The 21609-nt window shown below is 62.1% G+C and carries 24 protein-coding genes; 20 read left to right on the forward strand and 4 right to left on the reverse strand.

What is annotated here, in order from left to right; genetic code table 11:
• Positions 1–229 precede the first annotated feature (229 nt).
• The 19 genes from rpsH (at position 230) to YWU_RS0106560 (ending at position 14811) form a co-directional block, all read left to right on the forward strand.
• Entirely contained in the window at positions 230–628 is a 399-nt protein-coding gene (gene rpsH / locus YWU_RS0106470; RefSeq protein WP_027019831.1) for a 30S ribosomal protein S8, read from the forward strand.
• 16 nt (positions 629–644) lie between these two features.
• On the forward strand, positions 645–1181 hold the full coding sequence (gene rplF, locus YWU_RS0106475) for a 50S ribosomal protein L6 (protein ID WP_027019832.1): 537 nt from the start codon (positions 645–647) through the stop codon (positions 1179–1181).
• Positions 1181–1576 carry a 50S ribosomal protein L18 gene (gene rplR / locus YWU_RS0106480; RefSeq protein WP_027019833.1) on the forward strand — a complete coding sequence of 132 codons (396 nt, stop codon included), beginning with the start codon at positions 1181–1183 and terminating at the stop codon, positions 1574–1576. Before rplF ends, rplR begins: the two co-directional genes overlap by 1 nt.
• Positions 1577–1610: 34 nt before the next feature.
• Complete coding sequence (gene rpsE / locus YWU_RS0106485) at positions 1611–2231, forward strand: 30S ribosomal protein S5 (protein ID WP_027019834.1); 621 nt, start codon at positions 1611–1613, stop codon at positions 2229–2231.
• Between the two features lie 3 nt (positions 2232–2234).
• Positions 2235–2420, forward strand: coding sequence for a 50S ribosomal protein L30 (rpmD, locus tag YWU_RS0106490; protein WP_027019835.1), 186 nt, complete (start codon positions 2235–2237; stop codon positions 2418–2420).
• Between the two features lie 6 nt (positions 2421–2426).
• Positions 2427–2873 carry a 50S ribosomal protein L15 gene (gene rplO / locus YWU_RS0106495; RefSeq protein WP_027019836.1) on the forward strand — a complete coding sequence of 149 codons (447 nt, stop codon included), beginning with the start codon at positions 2427–2429 and terminating at the stop codon, positions 2871–2873.
• Positions 2874–3176: 303 nt separating this feature from the next.
• The gene (gene secY / locus YWU_RS0106500; protein WP_027019837.1) at positions 3177–4508 is read left to right on the forward strand and encodes a preprotein translocase subunit SecY; all 1332 of its coding nucleotides are present in this window, start codon (positions 3177–3179) and stop codon (positions 4506–4508) included.
• Entirely contained in the window at positions 4508–5059 is a 552-nt protein-coding gene (locus tag YWU_RS0106505; RefSeq protein ID WP_027019838.1) for an adenylate kinase, read from the forward strand. The genes secY and YWU_RS0106505 overlap by 1 nt, the downstream gene beginning before the upstream one ends.
• A 104-nt stretch (positions 5060–5163) precedes the next feature.
• A complete protein-coding gene (map, locus tag YWU_RS0106510) occupies positions 5164–5964 on the forward strand; it encodes a type I methionyl aminopeptidase (protein ID WP_420805294.1) in 801 nt (266 codons plus the stop codon).
• An 18-nt stretch (positions 5965–5982) separates the two neighbouring features.
• Entirely contained in the window at positions 5983–7251 is a 1269-nt protein-coding gene (locus YWU_RS15555) for a dicarboxylate/amino acid:cation symporter (RefSeq protein WP_051260119.1), read from the forward strand.
• A gap of 169 nt (positions 7252–7420) precedes the next feature.
• Positions 7421–7642 (forward strand): translation initiation factor IF-1, encoded by a 222-nt coding sequence (infA, locus tag YWU_RS0106520; protein ID WP_016422077.1) that lies wholly within the window; start codon positions 7421–7423, stop codon positions 7640–7642.
• A 191-nt stretch (positions 7643–7833) separates the two neighbouring features.
• Positions 7834–8202, forward strand: coding sequence for a 30S ribosomal protein S13 (gene rpsM, locus YWU_RS0106525; RefSeq protein WP_027019840.1), 369 nt, complete (start codon positions 7834–7836; stop codon positions 8200–8202).
• Between the two features lie 3 nt (positions 8203–8205).
• A complete protein-coding gene (gene rpsK, locus YWU_RS0106530) occupies positions 8206–8610 on the forward strand; it encodes a 30S ribosomal protein S11 (RefSeq protein ID WP_027019841.1) in 405 nt (134 codons plus the stop codon).
• A 22-nt stretch (positions 8611–8632) separates the two neighbouring features.
• The gene (gene rpsD / locus YWU_RS0106535; RefSeq protein WP_027019842.1) at positions 8633–9238 is read left to right on the forward strand and encodes a 30S ribosomal protein S4; all 606 of its coding nucleotides are present in this window, start codon (positions 8633–8635) and stop codon (positions 9236–9238) included.
• A gap of 68 nt (positions 9239–9306) precedes the next feature.
• On the forward strand, positions 9307–10320 hold the full coding sequence (locus YWU_RS0106540; RefSeq protein ID WP_027019843.1) for a DNA-directed RNA polymerase subunit alpha: 1014 nt from the start codon (positions 9307–9309) through the stop codon (positions 10318–10320).
• A gap of 33 nt (positions 10321–10353) precedes the next feature.
• Positions 10354–10851 carry a 50S ribosomal protein L17 gene (rplQ, locus tag YWU_RS0106545; protein ID WP_027019844.1) on the forward strand — a complete coding sequence of 166 codons (498 nt, stop codon included), beginning with the start codon at positions 10354–10356 and terminating at the stop codon, positions 10849–10851.
• 84 nt (positions 10852–10935) lie between these two features.
• Positions 10936–11835 (forward strand): tRNA pseudouridine(38-40) synthase TruA, encoded by a 900-nt coding sequence (gene truA / locus YWU_RS15560; protein ID WP_051260120.1) that lies wholly within the window; start codon positions 10936–10938, stop codon positions 11833–11835.
• Between the two features lie 4 nt (positions 11836–11839).
• Positions 11840–14089: a DUF6541 family protein gene (locus tag YWU_RS15565; RefSeq protein WP_027019845.1), complete on the forward strand. Its 2250-nt coding sequence runs from the start codon at positions 11840–11842 to the stop codon at positions 14087–14089.
• 56 nt (positions 14090–14145) lie between these two features.
• Complete coding sequence (locus YWU_RS0106560; RefSeq protein WP_156892739.1) at positions 14146–14811, forward strand: hypothetical protein; 666 nt, start codon at positions 14146–14148, stop codon at positions 14809–14811.
• Here YWU_RS0106560 and YWU_RS18435 read toward each other — a convergent pair.
• The gene (locus YWU_RS18435) at positions 14808–15254 is read right to left on the reverse strand and encodes a hypothetical protein (protein ID WP_027019847.1); all 447 of its coding nucleotides are present in this window, start codon (positions 15252–15254) and stop codon (positions 14808–14810) included. The genes YWU_RS0106560 and YWU_RS18435 overlap by 4 nt on opposite strands.
• A 604-nt stretch (positions 15255–15858) precedes the next feature.
• Here YWU_RS18435 and eccB point away from each other — a divergent pair.
• Positions 15859–17154, forward strand: coding sequence for a type VII secretion protein EccB (eccB, locus tag YWU_RS0106570; RefSeq protein ID WP_084141902.1), 1296 nt, complete (start codon positions 15859–15861; stop codon positions 17152–17154).
• Here the strand turns inward: eccB and YWU_RS17500 are convergent, their stop codons facing one another.
• The 3 genes from YWU_RS17500 to eccD all read right to left on the reverse strand — a co-directional run bounded on the left by YWU_RS17500 (position 17155) and on the right by eccD (position 21607).
• Positions 17155–18978 (reverse strand): HNH endonuclease signature motif containing protein, encoded by a 1824-nt coding sequence (locus tag YWU_RS17500; RefSeq protein WP_051260121.1) that lies wholly within the window; start codon positions 18976–18978, stop codon positions 17155–17157.
• Between the two features lie 128 nt (positions 18979–19106).
• On the reverse strand, positions 19107–20288 hold the full coding sequence (gene mycP, locus YWU_RS15575; protein WP_051260122.1) for a type VII secretion-associated serine protease mycosin: 1182 nt from the start codon (positions 20286–20288) through the stop codon (positions 19107–19109).
• A complete protein-coding gene (eccD, locus tag YWU_RS0106585; protein ID WP_027019849.1) occupies positions 20285–21607 on the reverse strand; it encodes a type VII secretion integral membrane protein EccD in 1323 nt (440 codons plus the stop codon). The genes mycP and eccD overlap by 4 nt, the downstream gene beginning before the upstream one ends.
• Positions 21608–21609: the final 2 nt, after the last annotated feature.

The following is a 21609-nucleotide window of genomic DNA, read 5'->3' on the forward strand; positions in this document are numbered from 1 at the left end:
AGCAGCGCATTTCGCATGCGCGCTGAGAGAAGCGGCAGTACAACGTCAACTTTGCTGAAGGCCCCCCGCCTCACAGCGTCCCGCGCGTCACAGGGTGGCGAGCCACCGGAATTACTGAATTCCGCTGGCGCTGAGCAGCCCGCAAATCGAGCGGATCACGCATCGGTGTCCAGATTGAGACGCCAGGGGTGGGTAGGGAACCGTGGCGAGAAAGGAAACGGTCACCAACATGACCATGACTGATCCCATCGCCGACATGCTGTCGCGCGTGCGTAACGCTAACAACGCGTTCCACGGCACCGTGTCGATGCCGTCCTCCAAGATCAAGGCAAACATTGCCGAGATCCTGAAGCAGGAAGGCTACATCGAGGATTTCACCGTTGAGGATGCCAAGGTCGGCAAGAACCTGACCCTGACCCTCAAGTACGGCCCGTCCCGTGAGCGTTCGCTCGCAGGCATCCGCCGTATCTCCAAGCCGGGCCTCCGCGTTTACGCGAAGTCCACCAACCTGCCGAAGGTCCTGGGCGGCCTGGGCGTGGCGATCATCTCCACGTCTCAGGGTCTGCTGACTGATCGTCAGGCCACCGATAAGAAGGTGGGCGGGGAAGTCCTCGCCTACGTCTGGTAAAGGGGGATTCTGACCAATGTCACGTATCGGTAAGAACCCGGTCGTCCTGCCCTCGAGCGTCACTGCGACGATCTCCGGCCAGGATGTCACCGTCAAGGGCCCGAAGGGTGAGCTTTCTGTCGCCGTTCCGGCTCCCATCAGCGTCACCCAGGAAGAGAACGAGATTGTCGTTGCTCGTCCGGATGACCACCGCACCAACCGCTCCCTGCACGGCCTGTCCCGTTCCCTCGTGAACAACATGGTCGTTGGCGTCACCGAGGGCTACACCATCAAGATGCAGATCTTCGGTGTCGGCTACCGCGTCGTCAAGAAGGGCAGCGACCTGGAGTTCGCTCTGGGTTACTCCCACCCGGTCCTGATCAAGGCTCCGGAAGGCATCACCTTCGAGGTCGACGGCAACACCAAGCTGTCCGTCTCGGGCATCGACAAGCAGCAGGTTGGACAGATCGCCGCCAACATCCGTCGTCTGCGGAAGGACGACCCGTACAAGGGTAAGGGCATCCGCTACGAGGGCGAGCAGGTCCGTCGCAAGGTCGGAAAGACGGGTAAGTAATGAGCAACAACGAAAAGCGCACTCCGGTCGGCAAGGACATTTCCACTCGCCGCCGCATCGCCCGCAACCGCCGTCACGCACGTCTGCGCAAGAAGATCCGCGGCACCGAGCAGACCCCGCGTCTGGTCATCCACCGTTCTTCCCGCCACATCAGTGCACAGGTCATCGACGACACCGTCGGTCGTACCCTGGCTGCAGCTTCCACCGTCGAGCCGGAGTTCCGCTCCATCGAGGGTGACAAGAAGACCCGCGGCATCAAGGTCGGCGAGCTGATCGCTGCCCGCGCGAAGGAGGCCGGCATCGAGCAGGTCGTCTTCGACCGTGGTGGCTACCAGTACCACGGCCGCGTCGCCGCACTGGCCGACGCCGCTCGCGAAGGTGGTCTGAAGTTCTAATGATGATCAACACCCTCAACGGAAGGAACGCGTGATGTCGGAACGCGAACAGCGCGATGGCGGACGTGGCTCCGCCGGAAACAACAACCGCCGCGGCGGCGGACGCGACCGCGATAACCGCCGTCAGCAGCAGGACGAGCGCTCGCAGTACATCGAGCGCGTCGTCACCATCAACCGCGTGTCGAAGGTTCAGAAGGGCGGCCGTCGCTTCTCCTTCACCGCTCTCGTGATCGTCGGTGACGGTCAGGGCATGGTCGGCGTCGGCTACGGCAAGGCCAAGGAAGTTCCCGCAGCGATTCAGAAGGGTGCAGAGGAAGCTCGTAAGAACTTCTTCCGCGTTCCGATGATCGGCGGATCCATCCCGCACCCGGTCCAGGGTGAGGCAGCCGCAGGCGTCGTCATGCTCCGTCCGGCAGCACCGGGTACCGGTGTCATCGCCGGCGGCGCAGTCCGCCCGATCCTGGAAGCCGCTGGCGTCCAGGACATCCTGTCGAAGTCGCTCGGCTCCGACAACCACATCAACGTCGTCCACGCCACCGTTGCTGCTCTCAAGCAGCTGGTGCGTCCGGAGGAAATCGCGGCTCGCCGCGGCAAGACCCTTGAAGAGGTTGCTCCGGCCGGTATGCTGCGCGCTCGCGCAGGTCAGGGAGCGTAAATCATGGCTCTGAAGATCACTCAGACCCGCGGCACCGCGGGTACCAAGCAGAAGCAGAAGGACTCGCTGCGCTCTCTCGGTCTGAAGCGTATCCACCAGTCCGTCGTTCGCCCGGACACCCCGGTCGTTCGCGGTCAGATCCTGGTCGTACGCCACATGGTCGAGGTCGAAGAAGTGGCGGGGGAGTAGGTAAACATGAGCGAACCCATTAAGCTCCACGATCTCGCCCCGGCACCGGGCGCGAAGAAGGCCAAGACCCGCGTTGGTCGCGGTGAGGCATCCAAGGGTAAGACCGCTGGTCGCGGCACCAAGGGCACCAAGGCCCGCAAGCAGGTTTCGGCCGCATTCGAAGGTGGCCAGATGCCGCTACAGATGCGTCTGCCGAAGCTGCGCGGCTTCAAGAACCCGGCGAAGATCACCTACCAGGTTGTCAACGTCGCGGATCTGGCTCGTCTGTTCCCGGAGGGTGGCGACGTTACCGTCGAGACCCTCGTCGCTAAGGGCGCTGTGCGCCCGAAGCAGCCGGTGAAGGTTCTCGGCTCCGGTGACATCACCGTTGCTGTCAACGTCACCGCAACCAAGTTCTCCGGCTCTGCGAAGTCGAAGATCGAGGCTGCAGGCGGCTCCGTCAACGAGGCGTAAGTCTCTCTGACAGGCCCTGAGCGCCCCTTCCCAATCGGGAAGGGGCGCTTTTGCCATGTTCGCCGTGGGCGATACCACCTGTTTTTCGGTTGACGTGGGCCGCTGAGCCGGTGATGATGGCCTCTGGAGTTCTCCGCCTTACGGATCGATAACGATCCGAATCCGGTGAACCGGAGCCACAGCCCGGGTGTGAGGCGTACCTATGCGCCACTCGCTGCTAGACTTGGCCCGATCTCATTAGTTTGATTAATTCGTTATATTGCTGGCGTGCGTCCGCGTGCCCGGCTTTTCAGGAGGATGCACGTGCCAACCGGATTCCTGGCGGCATTTCGTGACGTCGACCTGCGGAAGAAGATCCTGTTCACAGTGGGCATGGTTATTCTGTACCGCATCGGTGCGCAGATCCCGACCCCGGGTGTCGACTACAACGTCGTCGCCTCGCGGCTCGAGGCCGTGACGCAGGACCAGTCCAGCGTCTATAACCTGATCAACCTGTTTTCGGGTGGAGCGCTGCTTCAGATCGCCGTCTTCGGTATCGGCATCATGCCGTACATCACGGCGTCGATCATTGTGCAGCTGCTCACCGTGGTGATTCCACACTTCGAGCAGCTGAAGAAGGAGGGGCAGTCCGGTCAGGGCAAGATGACGCAGTACACCAGGTACCTGACTGTCGCCCTGGCGCTCCTGCAGTCTGCCGGCATCGTCGCGATGGCTCAGAACGGTGGTCTGCTCGGCGGTAACCAGTCCCTCCTTATCGAGGGCGCTGGAGTCTGGGACATGGCCGTAATGGTCATGGTCCTCACCTCAGGTGCAGTCCTGGTCATGTGGATGGGTGAGCTCGTCACTGAGCGCGGCGTCGGCAACGGAATGTCTTTGATGATCTTCGCTGGTATCGCTGCTCAGATGCCATCCATGGGCGTGAGCATCTGGGAGTCCTCAGGCCCGCTGGTGTTCGCTGTCGTTATGGCTGCAGTGTTTGCTGTCATCGTCTTCGTCATCTTCATTGAGCAGGGGCAGCGCCGTATCCCGGTGCAGTACGCCAAGCGCATGGTCGGACGTCGCCAGTACGGCGGCACCTCCACCTACCTGCCGCTGAAGGTCAACCAGGCCGGCGTTATCCCGGTGATCTTCGCATCGTCGTTGATCTACGTGCCGGTGCTGATCACTCAGATCGTCCAGTCCGGTGAGAACCAGGAGAACCTGGATAGCTGGTGGCAGCAGAACGTGGTCCAGTACCTCACGAACCCGTCGAGCTGGCAGTACATCCTCGGCTTCTTCGCACTGATCGTGTTCTTCTCCTTCTTCTACGTTTCGGTTCAGTACTCGCCCGACGACCAGGCTGAGAACATGAAGAAGTACGGTGGATTCATTCCGGGCTACCGTCCGGGTCGACCGACCGCCCAGTACCTCGGGTACGTCATGACCCGACTGCTGGTCGTTGGATCCACGTATCTCGGCCTCATCGCTGTCCTGCCAAACTTGGCGCTCGATATGGGTCTCGGCGGAGGCTCCGGCTCTATGGCCGGAATGTTCGGTGGTACCGCACTGCTGATTCTCGTGAGCGTGTCGCTGACGACGGTGAAGCAGATTGAAAGCCAGATGATGCAACGCAACTACGAAGGGTTCTTGAAGTAATGCGACTTATTCTTGTTGGTCCTCCCGGTGCCGGTAAGGGCACTCAGGCCGCCATCCTGTCCGAGAAGCTGGGCGTCCCCCACATCTCCACCGGTGACCTGTTCCGCGCCAACATCGGCGAAGGAACCCCGCTCGGTCTGGAGGCAAAGTCCTACATCGACGCCGGCAACCTCGTTCCTGATGACGTGACTGTCCGCATGGTCGAGTCCCGCCTGCAGGATGAGGACGCCAAGGACGGCTTCCTCCTCGACGGCTTCCCGCGCACCGTGCCGCAGGCCGACGAGCTCAAGCGCATCCTCTCGGGCCTCGGTTTGGAGGCTGACGGAGTCGTGCAGTTCGACGTCTCTGAGGACGTTGTCGTCGACCGCATGCTGGCCCGTGGCCGCGCGGACGACACCGAGGACGTCATTCGTAACCGCATGCGCGTCTACGAGACCGAGACGGCACCGCTGCTGGATTACTACGCCGGCTCCATTGTCACCGTTCAGGCTGAGGGCTCCGTTGAGGAGATTAACGAGCGCGCCCTGGAAGGCATCAACGGTCTCAAGTAGACCCTGCTTCCCGACGATCCCCGCCCCACACCGTGGAGCGGGGATCGTCGCTTTACTTGGGAACGATTAAGTATGTCGGGATTTTCGGAGTATTCTGACCGCCTGTGAGTCTGTTCCGACGTAAATCAAAGACCGTCCCCGCCCGAACCCCGGGTGAGCTGGACGCGATGCAGGCGGCGGGCGAGCTCGTCGGCAGGGCACTAGTGGCCGTGAAGGACGCTGTTGGCCCCGGGGTGACGACCCAGGATCTCAATGACGTCGCCCACCAGATCATTATCGGAGCTGGCGGTGTTCCGTCCTTCCTCGGATACGAGGGTTTCCCCGGGTCGATCTGCTGCTCGGTGAACAAGGTCGTCGTTCACGGCATCCCGTCCAGCGAACTCGTTCTCGCTGAGGGAGACCTGGTCTCAGTGGACTGCGGAGCAATTCTCGATGGATGGCACGGTGATTCCGCCTGGTCGTTCGGTGTGGGGGAGTTGGCTGAGGACGTCGGGAAGCTCAATCTTTCAACTGCAGAGGTCCTCGACGCAGGTATCGCGGCGATGGTTCCGGGTAACCGACTGACGGACATCAGTCACGCACTCGAGGTCGCCACCGCTGCGGCCGAACTTCGCCACGGCATTGAGCTGGGCATCGTTGCCGATTATGGCGGACACGCGATCGGACGCGAGATGCACATGGACCCCTTCCTGCCCAATGAGGGCAAGCCGGGCAAGGGGGAGCACATTGTCGAAGGCTCTGTACTGGCCATCGAGCCGATGCTGATCCTCGGCGGAGAGACGGAGAGCTTCGTCCTCGACGACGACTGGACTGTCGTTTCCGCCAACGGTCGACCCTCCGCACACTGGGAGCACACGGTCGCGGCCACCGCAGCCGGACCCCGAATCCTCACCCCGCGCCCGTAACTACTTCCCAAGGAACGCATGAACCTCAAACGCATAACCCAGTCGCTGCTCTTCTGGATCATCATGGCGATTCTCCTCGGCATCGTCTGCAGCCTTTTCTTCCCGGAGTGGCTGGCCAAGGTCTTCGTCACCTTCAACGGGCTGTTCAGTAGCTTCCTGGGCTTCTTCGTTCCGGTGCTGATTTTCGCTCTGATCACTCCGGCGATCTCTGCGCTGGGCAAGGGTGCCGGTAAATGGCTGGGTGTCACCACCGGTATCGCGTATGCGTCGACGGTGATCTCCGGCCTCATCGCTTATGGCGTGTCTATGGCTTTGTACCCGACGCTGCTTGGGGACCAGGGTGTCGGCGACGCCGTTGATATCGGTGCCGGTGAGCTCGAGCCGTACTTCTCGATTGAGATGCCTGCTCCGTTTGAGATTATGACCGCGCTGCTGCTGGCCTTCGCCGTTGGTTTGTCCATGGCGTACGTCAAGTCCGAGACGCTACAGAAGGCTGCCGTGGAATTCCGCGACGTCATCATGCTCGTCGTGGCCAAGTTCGTGATCCCGCTGCTGCCGTTCTTCATCTTCGGCATGTTCTTGTCGATGGGCATGAATGGCAACCTCGTCGAGACGCTGTCGATGTTCGTCAAGGTCCTGCTCCTGGCGACGGTCATGACATTCTTGGTCCTGGTCCTGCAATTCAGCGCCGCGGGAATCTATGCGGGTAAGAACCCTTTCACTGCTCTCAAGGGCATGATGCCCGCCTACTTCACGGCACTGGGCACCTCTTCCTCTGCCGCTACCATCCCGGTCACGCTGAGCTGTGTGGAGAGCAACGGGGTCAGCAAGTCCGTCGCCGGCTTCGTGGTTCCACTGTCCGCTGCGGTGCACCTGTCCGGTTCGATGATGAAGATCAGTCTGTTCGCCTTCTCTATCGCGTACATGGACGACATTCCGGTGACCGTTGGTCAGGCACTGGGCTTCATCTTCATGCTCGGCGTGATGATGGTTGCAGCTCCGGGCGTGCCGGGTGGCGCGATTATGGCTGCTGTCGGCGTGCTGCAGGCGCAGTTGGGCTTCGACGAATCCCAGATCGCCCTCATGATCGCCGCCTACATTGCGATCGATTCCTTTGGTACCGCTTGCAACGTCACCGGTGACGGAGCAATCGCCATGACCGTGAACAAGATGGCCAAGGGTGATCTTGGCGGCGAGGAGGACGGTAAGTTCCGCCTCAAGGAGCTTGAAGGAAGCTCGCTTGACGACGCCCAGATCTCCGCACAGGAGCAGTCCGACAATCGGTAGCTAGTGTGACGGAGTCGTCGGGCCGCGGAGTTTGGAGAAATCCCAGGTCGGGTGTAACGTGGAACGCTGGTACAGGATACGTGTCCCCTCATCGAGGGAACGCGGCTACTGAACCTGTGTAGCAAGACATCACCCAACTGGCTTGAAGCGCCGGGGAAACGTGGAGGATATGGCTAAGAAGGAAGGCGCCATCGAGGTAGAGGGCCGCGTCGTCGAGCCCCTGCCGAACGCAATGTTCCGAGTGGAACTGGATAACGGGCACAAGGTGCTCGCCCACATCAGCGGAAAGATGCGCCAGCACTACATCCGCATCCTCCCCGAGGACCGAGTTGTCGTCGAGCTTTCTCCGTACGACCTCGAGCGCGGGCGAATCGTCTACCGCTACAAGTAAGACACTCACCTCCACTGTCCTGGCATGGGGAGGCGCTTTTGCGCGTCCGCATGTGAGTTACCTCCGGCAACGGTGGCCGGAGCCCCGCCAATGGTCTCGTACCGTCCCGGCATCCGTCCGGGAGCCGGCGAGACCGGCATCAGGGGAAGGCACTGGAGGAAACCACCGCACCAACCGGAAGGAAATGCCACATGGCACGCCTTGCTGGAGTTGACCTGCCGCGCAACAAGCGCATGGAGGTCGCTCTCACCTACATCTACGGCATTGGTCCCGCCCGTGCCGAGGAGCTGCTGGAGAAGACCGGAATCTCCCCGGATCTCCGTACCGACAATCTGACCGACGAGCAGGTTTCTGCTCTGCGTGACGTCATCGAGTCCACCTGGAAGGTGGAGGGTGACCTTCGCCGCGAGGTTCAGGCCGACATCCGTCGCAAGATCGAGATCGGCTGCTACCAGGGTCTGCGCCACCGTCGTGGAATGCCTGTCCGCGGACAGCGCACCAAGACCAACGCGCGTACCCGCAAGGGCCCGAAGAAGACGATCGCCGGAAAGAAGAAGTAAGACATGGCAGCTCAGAAGTCCGCTCGCGGCCGCCGTACCGGCCGCCGCGTAGTCAAGAAGAACGTGGCCCAGGGCCACGCATACATCAAGTCCACCTTCAACAACACCATCGTGTCCATCACGGACCCGAAGGGTGCTGTCATCTCCTGGGCCTCCTCAGGCCACGTCGGTTTCAAGGGCTCTCGCAAGTCCACGCCGTTCGCAGCGCAGATGGCCGCCGAGTCCGCAGCCCGCAAGGCTCAGGAGCACGGCATGAAGAAGGTTGACGTTTTCGTCAAGGGCCCGGGTTCGGGCCGCGAGACCGCCATCCGCTCCCTCCAGGCCGCCGGCCTCGAGGTCAGCTCGATCTCCGACGTGACGCCGCAGCCGTTTAACGGTTGCCGTCCGCCGAAGCGTCGTCGCGTCTAAACGGAAGGCTAGGAGATAAATTATGGCCCGTTACACCGGTCCCGCAACCCGTAAGTCCCGTCGTCTGCGCGTAGACCTCATCGGCGGAGACATGAACTTCGAGCGTCGTCCCTACCCCCCGGGGCAGGCAGGCCGCGCTCGCATCAAGGAGTCGGAGTACCTCCTCCAGCTGCAGGAGAAGCAGAAGGCTCGCTTCACCTACGGCGTCATGGAGAAGCAGTTCCGTCGCTACTACGCTGAGGCAACCCGTCGCGCAGGCAAGACCGGCGACAACCTCGTGATCCTGCTCGAGACCCGCCTGGACAACGTTGTCTACCGCGCTGGTCTCGCACGCACCCGCCGTCAGGCACGTCAGCTGGTCTCCCACGGCCACTTCACGGTCAACGGCAAGAAGATCAACGTTCCGTCCTTCCAGGTTTCCCAGTACGACATCATCGATGTCCGTGAGAAGTCCACGAAGATGAACTGGTTCGCCGAGGCCCAGGAGACCCTGGTCGACGCTGTCGTCCCGGCCTGGCTGCAGGTTGTTCCGGAGTCCCTCCGCATCCTGGTTCACCAGGCACCGGAGCGCGCTCAGATCGACATCCCGCTGCAGGAGCAGCTCATCGTCGAGCTCTACTCGAAGTAAGCTTCTCTCTTTCGTTCCCTTTTCCCTACGGCGTCAAATAGCGGTCGCCACACGGAGGATTTCCACACATGCTCATTTCACAGCGCCCCGCGTTGACCGAGGAGTACATCGACTCCTCCCGCTCCCGGTTCACCATCGAACCGCTGGAGCCGGGTTTCGGCTACACCCTCGGCAACTCGCTGCGTCGCACCCTGCTGTCGTCCATCCCGGGCGCAGCGGTGACCAGCATCCGTATCGATGGTGTTCTCCACGAGTTCACCACCATCACCGGTGTGAAGGAAGACGTCTCTGACATCATCCTAAACATCAAGGGCCTGGTCCTTAGCTCCGAGTTTGACGAGCCGGCTACCGTCTACCTCCGTCGTGAGGGAGAGGGTGCCGTCACCGCCGCGGACATCGAGTGCCCGGCTGGCGTGGAGATCCATAACCCGGATCACCACATCGCCACTCTGAATGAGCAGGGTCGCCTGGAGATCGAGATGGTTGTCGAGCGTGGCCGTGGCTACGTCCCGGCCCAGCTCAACACCGGTGGAGAGATCGGCCGTATTCCGGTCGACCAGATCTACTCCCCGGTCCTAAAGGTCAGCTACAAGGTCGAGGCAACCCGTGTCGAACAGCGCACGGACTTCGACAAGCTGATCATCGATGTCGAGACCAAGAATTCCATCACTGCCCGCGACGCCCTGGCGTCCGCAGGTAAGACCCTGGTGGAGCTCTTCGGCCTGGCCCGCGAACTCAATGAGGCCGCGGAAGGCATCGAGATCGGACCCTCGCCGATGGAGGCCGAGGACGTCGCCGTGTACGCGACCCCGATCGAGGACCTGGAATTCTCCATGCGCTCCTACAACTGCCTGAAGCGTGAGCAGATCGACACCGTCGGTCAGCTGGCAGCGCGCACCGAGTCCGACCTGCTGGACATCCGCAACTTCGGTGACAAGTCGATCACTGAGGTCAAGGAGAAGCTTGCTGAGCTCGGCCTGGCGCTGAAGGACTCTCCGGACAGCTTCAACCCGTCCGCCGCCGCTGGCGACGAGTTCGGTGTTGAGTGGTCCGACGGGAACGATGAGGGCTACTCCGAGTAGACCCCGCGATTTCATAACTCACGAGGAGATATCATGCCCCAGCCCAAGAAGGGCGCCCGTCTCGGCGGCTCCGCTTCCCACCAGAGGAAGATCTTGGCCAACCTGGCCAAGCAGCTGTTCGAGAACGGCCAGATCAAGACCACCGATGCCAAGGCCAAGCTGCTGCGTCCGTACGCAGAGAAGCTGATCACCAAGGCTCGTCGCGGCACCCTCGCGGACCGCCGCAATGCAGCGAAGCTGCTGAACGACAACTACAGCATCCAGGTGCTGTTCGACGAGATCGGCCCGAAGTTCGCCGATCGCGACGGCGGCTACACCCGCATCATCAAGTTGGGTAACCGTAAGGGCGACAACGCACCCATCTCCCTCATCGCACTGGTCGATGAGGAGACCGTCTCCGCTGAGGCCAACCGTGCCGCCCGCGCCGCCGCTTCCCAGGAAGCAGCTGCAGAGGAGGCTCCGGAGGTTGAGGCTGACGAGAGCACCGACGCTGAGGCAGCTGCCGAGGCTGAAGAGGCTGACGCGAAGTAATTCGCTAACCCGGAATTGAACCCCGGGCCCGGTTTTTGACCGGGCTCGGGGTTCACCCGTTTCAGGGGGCGGTATTCTGGCCGGGTGATTCGCCTTCGACTTGATCTCGCCTACGACGGAACCGATTTCCACGGTTGGGCTGCCCAGCCCGGGTCCGGGCTGAGAACTGTCCAGGGCATCCTGGAAGACTCGCTGTCTCGGGTTTTGCGCCAGCCCGTCCGCTTAACCGTGGCTGGTCGAACCGACGCCGGGGTCCACGCACTGCAGCAGACCGCTCACTGCGACATCGACCCTGAGGGTCTCAATGACCGCTCTATCGCGGGCGACCCCACCCGTTTGGTGCGTCGCTTAGGTCGCATGTTGCCCAACGACGTCCGGGTCCACGCCTGCCAGATCGCACCCGAGGGCTTCGACGCCCGTTTCTCGGCTCTTCGCCGCCATTATGAGTACCGCGTCTCCACCGCAGACGGCGGTCCGCTTCCTATTCGCGCCAGGGACACCGCGCACCACCACCGCAAGGTGCATGTGGATTCGCTTAACGACGCCGCCTCCGCCCTCATCGGCCTCAACGACTTCGCCGCCTTCTGCAAGCCCCGGGAAAACGCCACCACTGTCCGCGATCTGCAGCGTTTCGAATGGGTCGACGTGTCAACTGCGCAGGAACCGGAACTGTACGTCGCGAAGGTAACCGCAGACGCGTTCTGCTGGTCGATGGTGCGTTCTCTCGTCGGCGCCTGCCTCGCAACCGCGGAGGGACGCCGCGATCCCGGGTTCACCGAAAGCCTATTAGAGGAACGTTCTAGGTCCCCGCTCGTACCCGTTGCTCCGGCGTGTGGTTTGGCACTGTCGGGCGTGGATTATCCAGCAGACTCGGAGTTAGCCGCCCGAGCGGAAGCAACCCGCGGCATCCGAGTTCTACCCGGTGAGGAGGACCGTGCCGTAGGAAAGGGCTGCCCGGAGGGCAACCCGAGGTTCCACGGGTAACGCCATGATCGGATCCCTCGTCGTTCTTCTCCTCCTGCTGGTCATCCCCGGAGCAATCCTCGGATTCGTTTCTGGTCTCCGGACCGGGTGGGCGCTCGCCGCTGGCCCGGCGCTGACCCTCGCCACCGGCGCCATCGCCGCCTCTGTGTTGGGTCTTATCGGCATCGACTTCACCATCGTGTCTGTCGCGGTTGTGTGGTTGGTGCTGCTGCTCGCGGCTGTGGGGTGGCGGTTGGTGGCTGGGGGCGTCGTAAAGCACAAGCCCGTAAAAGCCACGCTTTACGACGCCCTCATCGCGCTACCCGCACTGATTGGCGTCATCATCGGTGCCGGGGCCAACTTCCTGCCCGTATGGAATCTGCGTAAGGGCGACGACACCCTCGACATGATCCCGCAGACGTGGGACCCGAACTGGCATGGCTCAGTGATCAGGTACATCCAGGAAAGCGGCGTCGCATCCCCGACGCACATGGGTGAGCTCCAGAACTACGAGACTGGTTGGCCGATCTTCTACCCAACCGGGTGGCATACCTTTGCTGCGACTCTCGGCGAGATCACTGGTGATTCGGTGATCGGCACGATGAACCTCACCGGTATGGCCATCACTGCGGTGACGCTGCCACTGGCCGCTGCGGTGCTCGCGTGGATGATGATCCGTCGCGCGGGACTGACCCGTTCTCTGGCGGCCGGTTTCGCTGCGATCGCATCAGCCGCACTCCCGACGCTCTATCTCACCGGCTTCGGCGTCGGCGCCTGGCCTTACGTCGTGGCCTTATCTCTTGCTCCGGTCACCTTCGCGTTGTTCGTGAACATTCCGTATCAACCGGTCCGAATCTTCGCAGCGGTCCTCGCGCTCTATGGCGTGGCGCAGGTGCATCTGGCGGCGTTGTCGATCGTCGTGGTCTTCGTCGCCGCCTACTGGTTGCTCCTACAACTGTGGCGTCCTGCCCGACCAGAGCTCGGCCGAGTAAAAAGTCGACTTCGTGACCTGGCTCTAATGCTAATTCCAGGCCTGCTTGCATTGTCGGCGTTGATCCCGTCATTGCAGGTGCTCGTTCGCTATGGCCAAGGTGAAGCGATTCAGGACTTTGAAGTCAATGCCGTGACCGACGACCGCGGACAGTCCTGGCTGGATGCCTTCCAGATGATGACTAGACACGCCAGCGAAGATCCTGTCGTCTACCCAGTGCTGATTGCCGGCCTAGTGGGACTTGCCTTTGCACTGTTATGGCGTTGGGCATTGTGGCCACTGGCGGCACTGGCGTTGTTCCTCGTCACTACCGTGCACGGAATCCTCCCGATCGAAGGGTTTGGCGGTGACCTCTTGTCGTATTACGCGGACATGCACTACGCCACCCCGCACCGCCTGATCATGCCGGTGGCTCTGATGTACAGCGCGGGAGCGGGTATCGCCGTAGCGGTGGTCATCCGGCTCGTGTGTATGGGCCCGGTCCGCAAATGGGAGCCGTGGAATTCGGTCGTGGCAGTGGTGGTCTCTGTAGCGGTGGCTTCCTTCGCGGCTCCGTGGGCGACGCAGCAACAGCACCATACGAGGGAGTTCGCCTTCGAGAGTCTCTACACGCCCCGAGTCGTCGATTTCGCGGACATGGAGGCGATGGACTGGCTGGCCGAGCAGCCCGAGGCCTGGCGCCACAACACCTGGGGCATCCCTGAACAAGGCACAGCCTGGCTGTACGCGCGAACCGGACTGCCATCGATTTTTCACCATTTCCAGTGGCCAGACGTGGACCTGGAATCGGACACGAACCTCATTAATTGGCATGCAGACAAGATTGGTGCCGGCAATGGTCCCGACGCCGCTTGGGAACGCAACACCGTCGACGAGGCCGTCGAGAACCTCGACGTTGCCTTCTTTGTCATCTCGCCTCCAAATATCTGGGGCAATCAGGAGTATTACTGGCCGATTCACGACGGCGTGTGGAACGCCCCAGGCACCACGCCGGTGTACCGAGACGACAATGTTGGGATTGTGGCAGTGAACCGACTGGTGAGTGTTGACGCCATCGAACGCATGCGGGAGGAGTCGCCCATCCCAATGGGAACACTCCCGACACGATCCGAGGTCGGTCTCGCATCATCGTCAGACTCTGACGCCGATGATCCCTACGTGTTCATCCCTGGCACCAGCCCGCTGACATACCCGCTGGTGCAACGACCTTCAGACCAGGCGGATCCGCCGTATGTTCCGAAACCATTCGCTGATCCGGAAGCCTTAGCGCCTCCTGAGAGCTGATGTACCCGCTGTGTTCCGCGACATTTCCAGAGCGAACAAGCGTAGGGTGAATTCCCATGCGTGCCCTGAAGTTAATGGTCCCCGTCGGTGTAGCGATGCTCGTTCTCGCCGGCTGTTCAACCGACGACAACAACAACGGCGCTCCCGCCCCGGAGACGACCTCGAGCACCTCTGCGTCACCGACGACCTCCGAGTCGGAGGACACTGAAGCCGCCGTGGAGTCCAACACCATCGTTGACGTGGATGAGGCGGACTACACCCCCTCTGACGCCCCGAACGCCCGCCAGTTCGTTCTTGCAGACGGCTCCACTCAGTGTGTTTTCAACCAGCTGGGTGCGACCAACTACCTGAGCTGTGAGGCCAACATCGTCAACGCCCCCATGGTCGAAGGCGCTGACGGCCAGGAAGCCCCCGCTAACTCGGTGGCCTTCACCGGTGAGTCCGTGACTTACCAGGCTCTGACCTTCCCCGGCGGCTCTGAGCAACCCAGGGTCCTGGAGACCAACCAGCGTCTTTCTGCCTTCGGTTTCTCCTGCCTCGCTGGCGGCCCCGCAACTGTGACCTGCGATGGACCGGAAGGCTCCGTCACCATCGACAACGGCAATGTGACCGGTGCATCCGCCCCAGAGCCGGTGAACGCCACTGATCCCGAGGCCGACACCGAGGTCGGCGACGAGCCCGGAGCCCTCGACGATCTTCGCGGTCTCCTCGGCGCCAATTAAACCGGCCTGAACACCGTGGACTCCCCGGAATCCCGGGTGACGGTCCACGTATGAGTCCCGGTCGTGATGGTAAGGAACCCGGTGTTCGGCTGCACTTCCTGCGTTGAATGCGCCGGGTCGACCAATTGCACTCCACCTGAACCATGAGGTGCGGCATTCCGGCTTCTCCGTTGTCCCAGATCCTCCAGGATGAGATCGAATTCGCGGTGCATTCCCGGCGTCACTATCCGTGCACCTCGCTGCTGAAGGGTGGCGAAGCGTCCGGGCCGGAGCGTCGATAAGCCTGTTCGAACTCCGGTGGCAAGCGCCGTAATCAACATGCGCTCGGCGTCGCCGGGATGCCCGGACAGCACCACCTTGGGTGTGGTCACAAGTGGCAAACAGAACGCTGACCCTGACGCACAGATCCCGATCACCTGCATTGGCACCGGTTCGATCGTCACACCCTCAGCAGGTCCAGACCACCCAGCGGTCCTGCGCAAATGGGGATTACTTCCTCTCCTGCGCAGGGCTCCCACGACAGATCCCTGTGATTGAAGCTCGTCGCCGGACAACGGACGAGATCGAATTCCCAGACAACCAAATCTGTGACTGAGGAATTCTCGAAGTCGTTCCGGACGCTCAGCACCAGACACGATGACGTGGGTCCACCCGTGATGGTCAACCCCGAGTCTGTCCGCAACCGTCCGGTACGAATGCACAAACTCACCCTTCGCGGGCGGCGCGATCCGCGTTAGCACAAGCGATTCGACCTCACCAGGAGCCTCCCTCAAAATTGCATCGAGTTCCGCCGGATGAAGTCGCTGCTCCTTCGTCGGATGCAGCCGGATCCCCACAACTGTCCCCGGTCGCGGCGCGGGATTCATCCTTTCCCGCAGTGACCGCCCCCGCACCGGCACATGCCAGGCCGCCGTCCCGACTGAAGCACATCCCACCACCGTCAGAATCCCCACTGGGTCCCCTCTCTGCCGCCCGGGCTGCAGGCTAACACCGGCAGGGTTAAGGTGCAGTGCATTCGATTGCGACAGCGTCCGGGGGGACTTTCCAATGCCGAGAACACCGACCACGCCTGCTCAAGTCAGCGGGCATCGATTCCTGGTCCGGAGGGTTGAGCACGCCCTCGTCCGCGCTGATTCGGCCATGTTCCATGACCCGCTTGCTGCCCGGAACCGCGCGGTGGCTGTGGGTGTGGTGCTCACCGTCTTGCTCGCCGCAGGTTCCGTGCTTCTTGGAGTTTTCCGACCCAGTGCCGCCGCTGCCGATGACGCCGCTGTCCTCCTCGTTCGCGACACCGGTTCTCTGTACGTTCGCATCGATGACACCGTCCATCCGGTGAGCAACCTCGCCTCAGCCAGACTCATCCTCGGGCGCGCCGAGTCACCGTCTGCCATTCGCGAAGACGCGCTGGACCGTTGGCGACACGGACCGGCCATCGGCATCGACAATGCACCGCCGGTTCCTGCCGGGGCAGGGGAGTCGTTTGGTGAGACGCCCACCGTGGGTGTCTGTGAGCAAGTGTCCGATGGTGAGGTTGACACCGTCCTCGTCCGACTTCGCACCGAACCCGCGGGCACCTCGATGGCGGAGGCCACGATCCTCACCCACGGTGGGCAACACTGGCTTCTTGCCGACGGCCGTCGTGCCAGCATCGATCCGCGTGACCCGGTCATCGCCCGAGCGCTCGGTCTCGGGTCCGCTCCAATCCGCCCCGTCGGGACTGATCTGCTGCGCATCATTCCCGAACGCCCGCCGGTCGCAATCCCTGAGGTAGGCGCGATCGGAGAGCCGACGGGTTTCGCGGTGCCGTTCGATCGAGTCGGCAATGTCGCCGATGTCGGCGGTAGATATCTAGTCGCAAGGCAAGGCGGAGCCGTCGACATTCCCGAGACCGCTGCCCTCGTCCTCGCTTCCGGCTCGGGCATGCACTCCGCCGATGAACGGACTCTCGCTGCCATTCCCGTTGCCCCGGCGGTGGACCTTGGCTCTTTGCCGTCGGCCGTTCCCACCTGGTCGGATGCTAGCGGCTGGCTCTGCGTCGACGCAGGCGAGACCGTCACGGCTACTCGTGACTCCGTCGCCGCTGGCGACATCGTCGCTTACCCCATGCTTCCCGACGCCCCCATCTCCCTTTCCGGCTACCTCGGACCCGGCACCACCGTTGCTATCCGGACCCGGGATGGACTCCACGTGGTGTCGTCGTCCGGGGTGAGGCATAGAGTCGAAGACTCTTCTGCACTGCAGGCATTGGGATTCACTGTGCCACCAGAATTGCCGTGGAGCGGAATCTCGGCGCTGCCTGAGGGGCCGGAGTTGAACCGGGACGCGGCACTGCAGCCTTCGTGATTAGAACGGGATTACTTCGTCCATCATGTCGGCACCAGGTTCAAAGACTGCGCCGAAGTTTCCCTCGACGACTGCGCGGGCGTAAAACTCACTCTCCTCATTCTGTAGTTGTTCGTATTCCTCCATCTGTTCGGCAAATAGCAGCTGGGAGTATCGGTCGAGTACCACTTCAGCGGCATCCGCAGCAGCCTCACCAGCGGCGAAAACCGGATCGCACATGATTCGGGCGACTCGTTCGGCTTCGTCGATGACTTCGGAGGATTCGCTGAGGTCGGGGACGATTGGTTCGCCACTCAGGTCCTCGAATGCTCGCTTCCGTCCAATTAGTCGACCGGCACGCTTGGCTTGTGCAACTGCAGTCTTGATCTCTTCTGCCATCGCTTCGCGGACCTCGGCGGCGGTCACTGCCTCCATGCACTCATCCATGAAGGACTTGCGCTTGTCGTTGTGAGCACGCAGAGAGGACACCGAACGCTGCAAGTTCTGCGCGACGGTCACTCGACCAAGTCTCGCTGCAGGTCCGGCCGGCATCGAGGCAGCCTCCGGCCCGCCCTTGACGGAGCGGTATACCTCACGACTGTCGGAGTAGCGGGTAACTCCGAAGAGACCCGCGGTCTTCATCATGTGGTGCCGTGAGCACAGGCAGTGCAGGTTCTCAGTGTCGGTGGGGCCTCCTTCGTTGGGATTGTCGTGGTCGTATTCGTGGATGTGGTCGATTTCGCAGAGGTCAGCGGTCACCTCGCAGCCGGGGAATCGGCAGGTTCCGTCACGAGCCATGACGAAGGCACGCTGCGCGTCGGTAGGTGCGTAAGCCTCCACGGTGCTGTCACCAATCACTCGCATTGATGCCACCTTTGCCAGGAACCCCTTGGTTGCGATGTCACTGAGTGGTCCGGTTTGGGTCATGTATCCGGGACCTGAACCGAAAGCAGGGAGGTAGAGGTTCAAGCACACCTTCACTTCAGCGGTGCCGTGGACCATGTAGGTCAGGGCATCGGGCAGAGAGCACTTCTTAGCCTTCGCGATCTCTTCCAATGCCGCCATGAACTCCACTGCCCGCGCCTTGTCCAGTACCGCAGTCATGTACGAGGTATGCAGGTCAGACTGGATACCGATGCCTTCACTGGGGAGGTCCCCGAGGGTGGTCTGGTCAAGGTTCTTTGGGCGTACCGGCGGATCCAAGATGGCGACGAGATGCTGAACCTGGTTGTAGAAGGTACGGAATCCCGGCAGCACCTCACCGTCTTCACTAGGGGTGATCAGCGGAAGCAGGCCGAACTCGACGTCGGAGAGGAACTCTTCGGCCAGGGGCTCGACACAGCGGGCGAGTCCCTGCAGGTACTCCAGTGGCAGGAATGCGCGAGCCCGAAGAACCTCAGCAATGCGAGGAAGTCGGCGCAGCATGATGCCGATACGGATGTAAGAGCGGGTCTGGGAGCGGCTAAGTCCCAATGCCATCTTGGTGCGTTCGGCCAGTGCGTTGATGTCCTCCTCAATGTCGGATGGGGTGCAGTAAGTAGCGATGCGGAGATGAGATTCGGAAAGAGCCAATGGGGAAGCGGCAACGGCCGCGCATGCCGTTTCGTGCAGGTAGCGCGGAGCGTCATCGCGAAGTGCCTCGGCGAAGATTCCGGAGAGCCGGGAACGGCCACGGCCGAGACGGGTGTACACCTCGTCAGCGTCGTCAAAAGGGTTCTCTGGTGGTGCCAGTGGGTCGCCGAAAATGCCGGTGGAGACAGATGAGTAGTAGTCCTCGTGTGAAGTATCGGTGAACTGCTCGTTCAAGCTGGCGTAGAAGTCGTTGAAGACAAGGTCCCCGTCCATGGCATTTCCTCCCCCCCCTCTGTGTTGTGTTGTGCCACCATCATAGAACGCTAGTTCGATAGCGATCAAGGGGAAAATATGAACTTCCGGTGAATTTAGGAGGTGGTCTTTCTGCCGCTGACGTCGGATTATTGTCGTCGCACTGTCGTGGCAATGAGTACCACGATCGCGAAGAAGATGGCCGTAAGGGCGGATGTCGAGGCGACGAATAAAAGACGTCGGCCGGGGACAGGATCTGAAGGGATCGGTGAACTCGGGGCGGCTACGGGAACCATGTCGCCATTGTTGAGTGCCGTAGTTCGAGGCCACGTTAGAGCAGCTACAGGATCGACGACGCCAACGCCGACCCCGGCAGCACCTGGAACTGGAGAGGCAGTGTCGATGATTGTGGTTCGAACCTCCACGGGACTGAGGCTTGGTTCTCGGGAGATCATCAGTGCAGCGGTCCCTGCGACGACGGGTGCCGCGAAACTGGTTCCGACCACCGGCCCCGGCGTACTTCCTCTATAGACCGAATCGACGATCATCTCGCTGCGCGGGTCGAGCCCGACTACCGGACCGCCATGAGCAGCCACGTCGACCCAGGAACCAGTAAGAGCCCAGGTTTCGGCGGAGGTATCAGCGAAGCCTGGACCGTCCGAGTTCTGGACTGCGGTTACGGCGAGGACCTCCGGCAGTACCGCGGGCCAGGAAATGTACCCCTCGGGACATTCCTCGGAGATATTGCCAGCGGCGGAAACCACCACAGCGCCTTGTGATTCTGCGTGGGAGATCGCGGCCTCGACCTCATCAGAGCCTGCAGGCCGGGAGCCTCCAGGTGAACATGACACTGTCGAGATGTTGATGACACGAGCACCGGCCTCCACTGCTGATCCGATTGCTGTCGCAAGCGACGAGAGATTTCCCACCTCACCAGCGGTCTGCCGGATCGACAGGATCGAGGAGCCCGGAGCCACTCCATAGACCGAGTCGTCGCCCGGCTCAGCGGCGATGATGCCGGCGACGAAAGTACCGTGGGCGTCGCAGTCATGGAAAGCACCGGAGCCATCCACCAGATCGCCGCCGTCGATGACCTCGCGCAGTCGCGGATGTGGGGAGACCCCTGTGTCGATCACCGCGACAGTCACACCGTCGCCCCGGCTGAAGTCCCATGTGGAGGTCCAATCGGAGCGGGGGAAGGGGACGTCGAGAAGCGAAGGGTCTGACAATCCCGTTTCGGGGCACTGAGTCGGCTGGGCCTGAACCTGAGTGGGGACGAGCAGCAGGCCGACGAGTGACACGGTGATGGCTACTAGCAAGAACCACCTCATGACAGCACTGCCTGGAGAAGCCGGGGCACCTCCGCGATGACGGCAGCCAACGGAATGCTTGCCGCGATGGCGGCGGTTTCGGCGATCTCGATGAGGCGTCTGGTCAGCGGAGTGATGCGGTCTCCGGAGAGGGCCGCGAGTGCTGTGGAGCTGGCGGGTACAAGCACGAGGATGATTGCGACCGGCCACCATCCGAGCGTCCAAAAATGCCAGGCGGCTGCCATCACGATCACCGATGCGCCGGTGAGTAGCGCTGCAGACGGCACCTTGCGAGCGTGTCCGCGAGATTGGATCACCATCACCACAATTGCCATGCTGACCAGCGCGTATGTCCATCCGGAAGGTTCTGTCAGAAGCGCCGCCGAGGCGGCCACAGCGGTGACGGCAGAGATGGCGGTGAGGTATCCATCGATGAGTGAACCGGCGTGGGAAGCGGAAGTATGAGGGTCGGTAGTGTGGCCGTCGCTCGGAAATGGCTCGCCAGCGGCAGGCACTGCGGGGACACGGACCCGGGCGAAGGCGACTGCGACCGTCGGGGCGGCGACCACAGACAGCAGCCCCACCGTGACCGTCAGCGCCCACACGACACCTGGGTCATCGAGCCAAAAGCGCAGCCCCGCAACGACAGATGCACCGAACGCTGCGGCAGCACATGCCGCGGACCCCATTTTGGTTCCAGTGCATCCGGTCAATCCGGCAGCGATGACCAAACCTAGCGACAGGCCACCGGCGAACTCCCAGGATTCAGGGGATGTGCCAGCCACTGCGATGCCTGCTGTCCCCGTGAGAACCGCTACCTGCCAACACAGAACGCCTTGGACAGAGACGGGCGCACCCCTCGACACAGTGACGAACAACGCGACCGCCGCAGCTAGCGACAACACGCCGGCGACACCTGCGCTCCAGACCGGCGCGGTTGCTGCGGATAGATACACCGCGACCGCCAATGGCGCGACGGCGATCGAGGAGATCCCGCACGCCACCGGGACATCGACGACGCCGACACCGTTTGAGCCATCGGCCAGGACGTCTGAAACATCGGTGATCATGGGTTCAGGCAGGATTTCTGCCTCGTCGTCGAGAGTCAGTCGATCGCCGTGAGTGACCTGAAGAGACGCCAGCGTGGACATAGGATCCGCGGTGCTTCCGCCTGGAAGACGCAGCCGCCACCTTCCATCGGTGTCGGCTATTCCATTGCTAGCGGCTAAGTCGAGGATCTCCGGCACCAGGTCCGCCACCGGCACGTGCGCTGGCGCCATCACGTCGATTCGACCGCGCTCGGGTATGTCCACCCGAACGCGGATCGCCTGTTCAATCATGT

Origin of the sequence: Corynebacterium sputi DSM 45148 (assembly GCF_000427865.1) — a bacterium.
In the GTDB taxonomy this organism is placed as follows: Bacteria; Actinomycetota; Actinomycetes; order Mycobacteriales; family Mycobacteriaceae; genus Corynebacterium; species Corynebacterium sputi.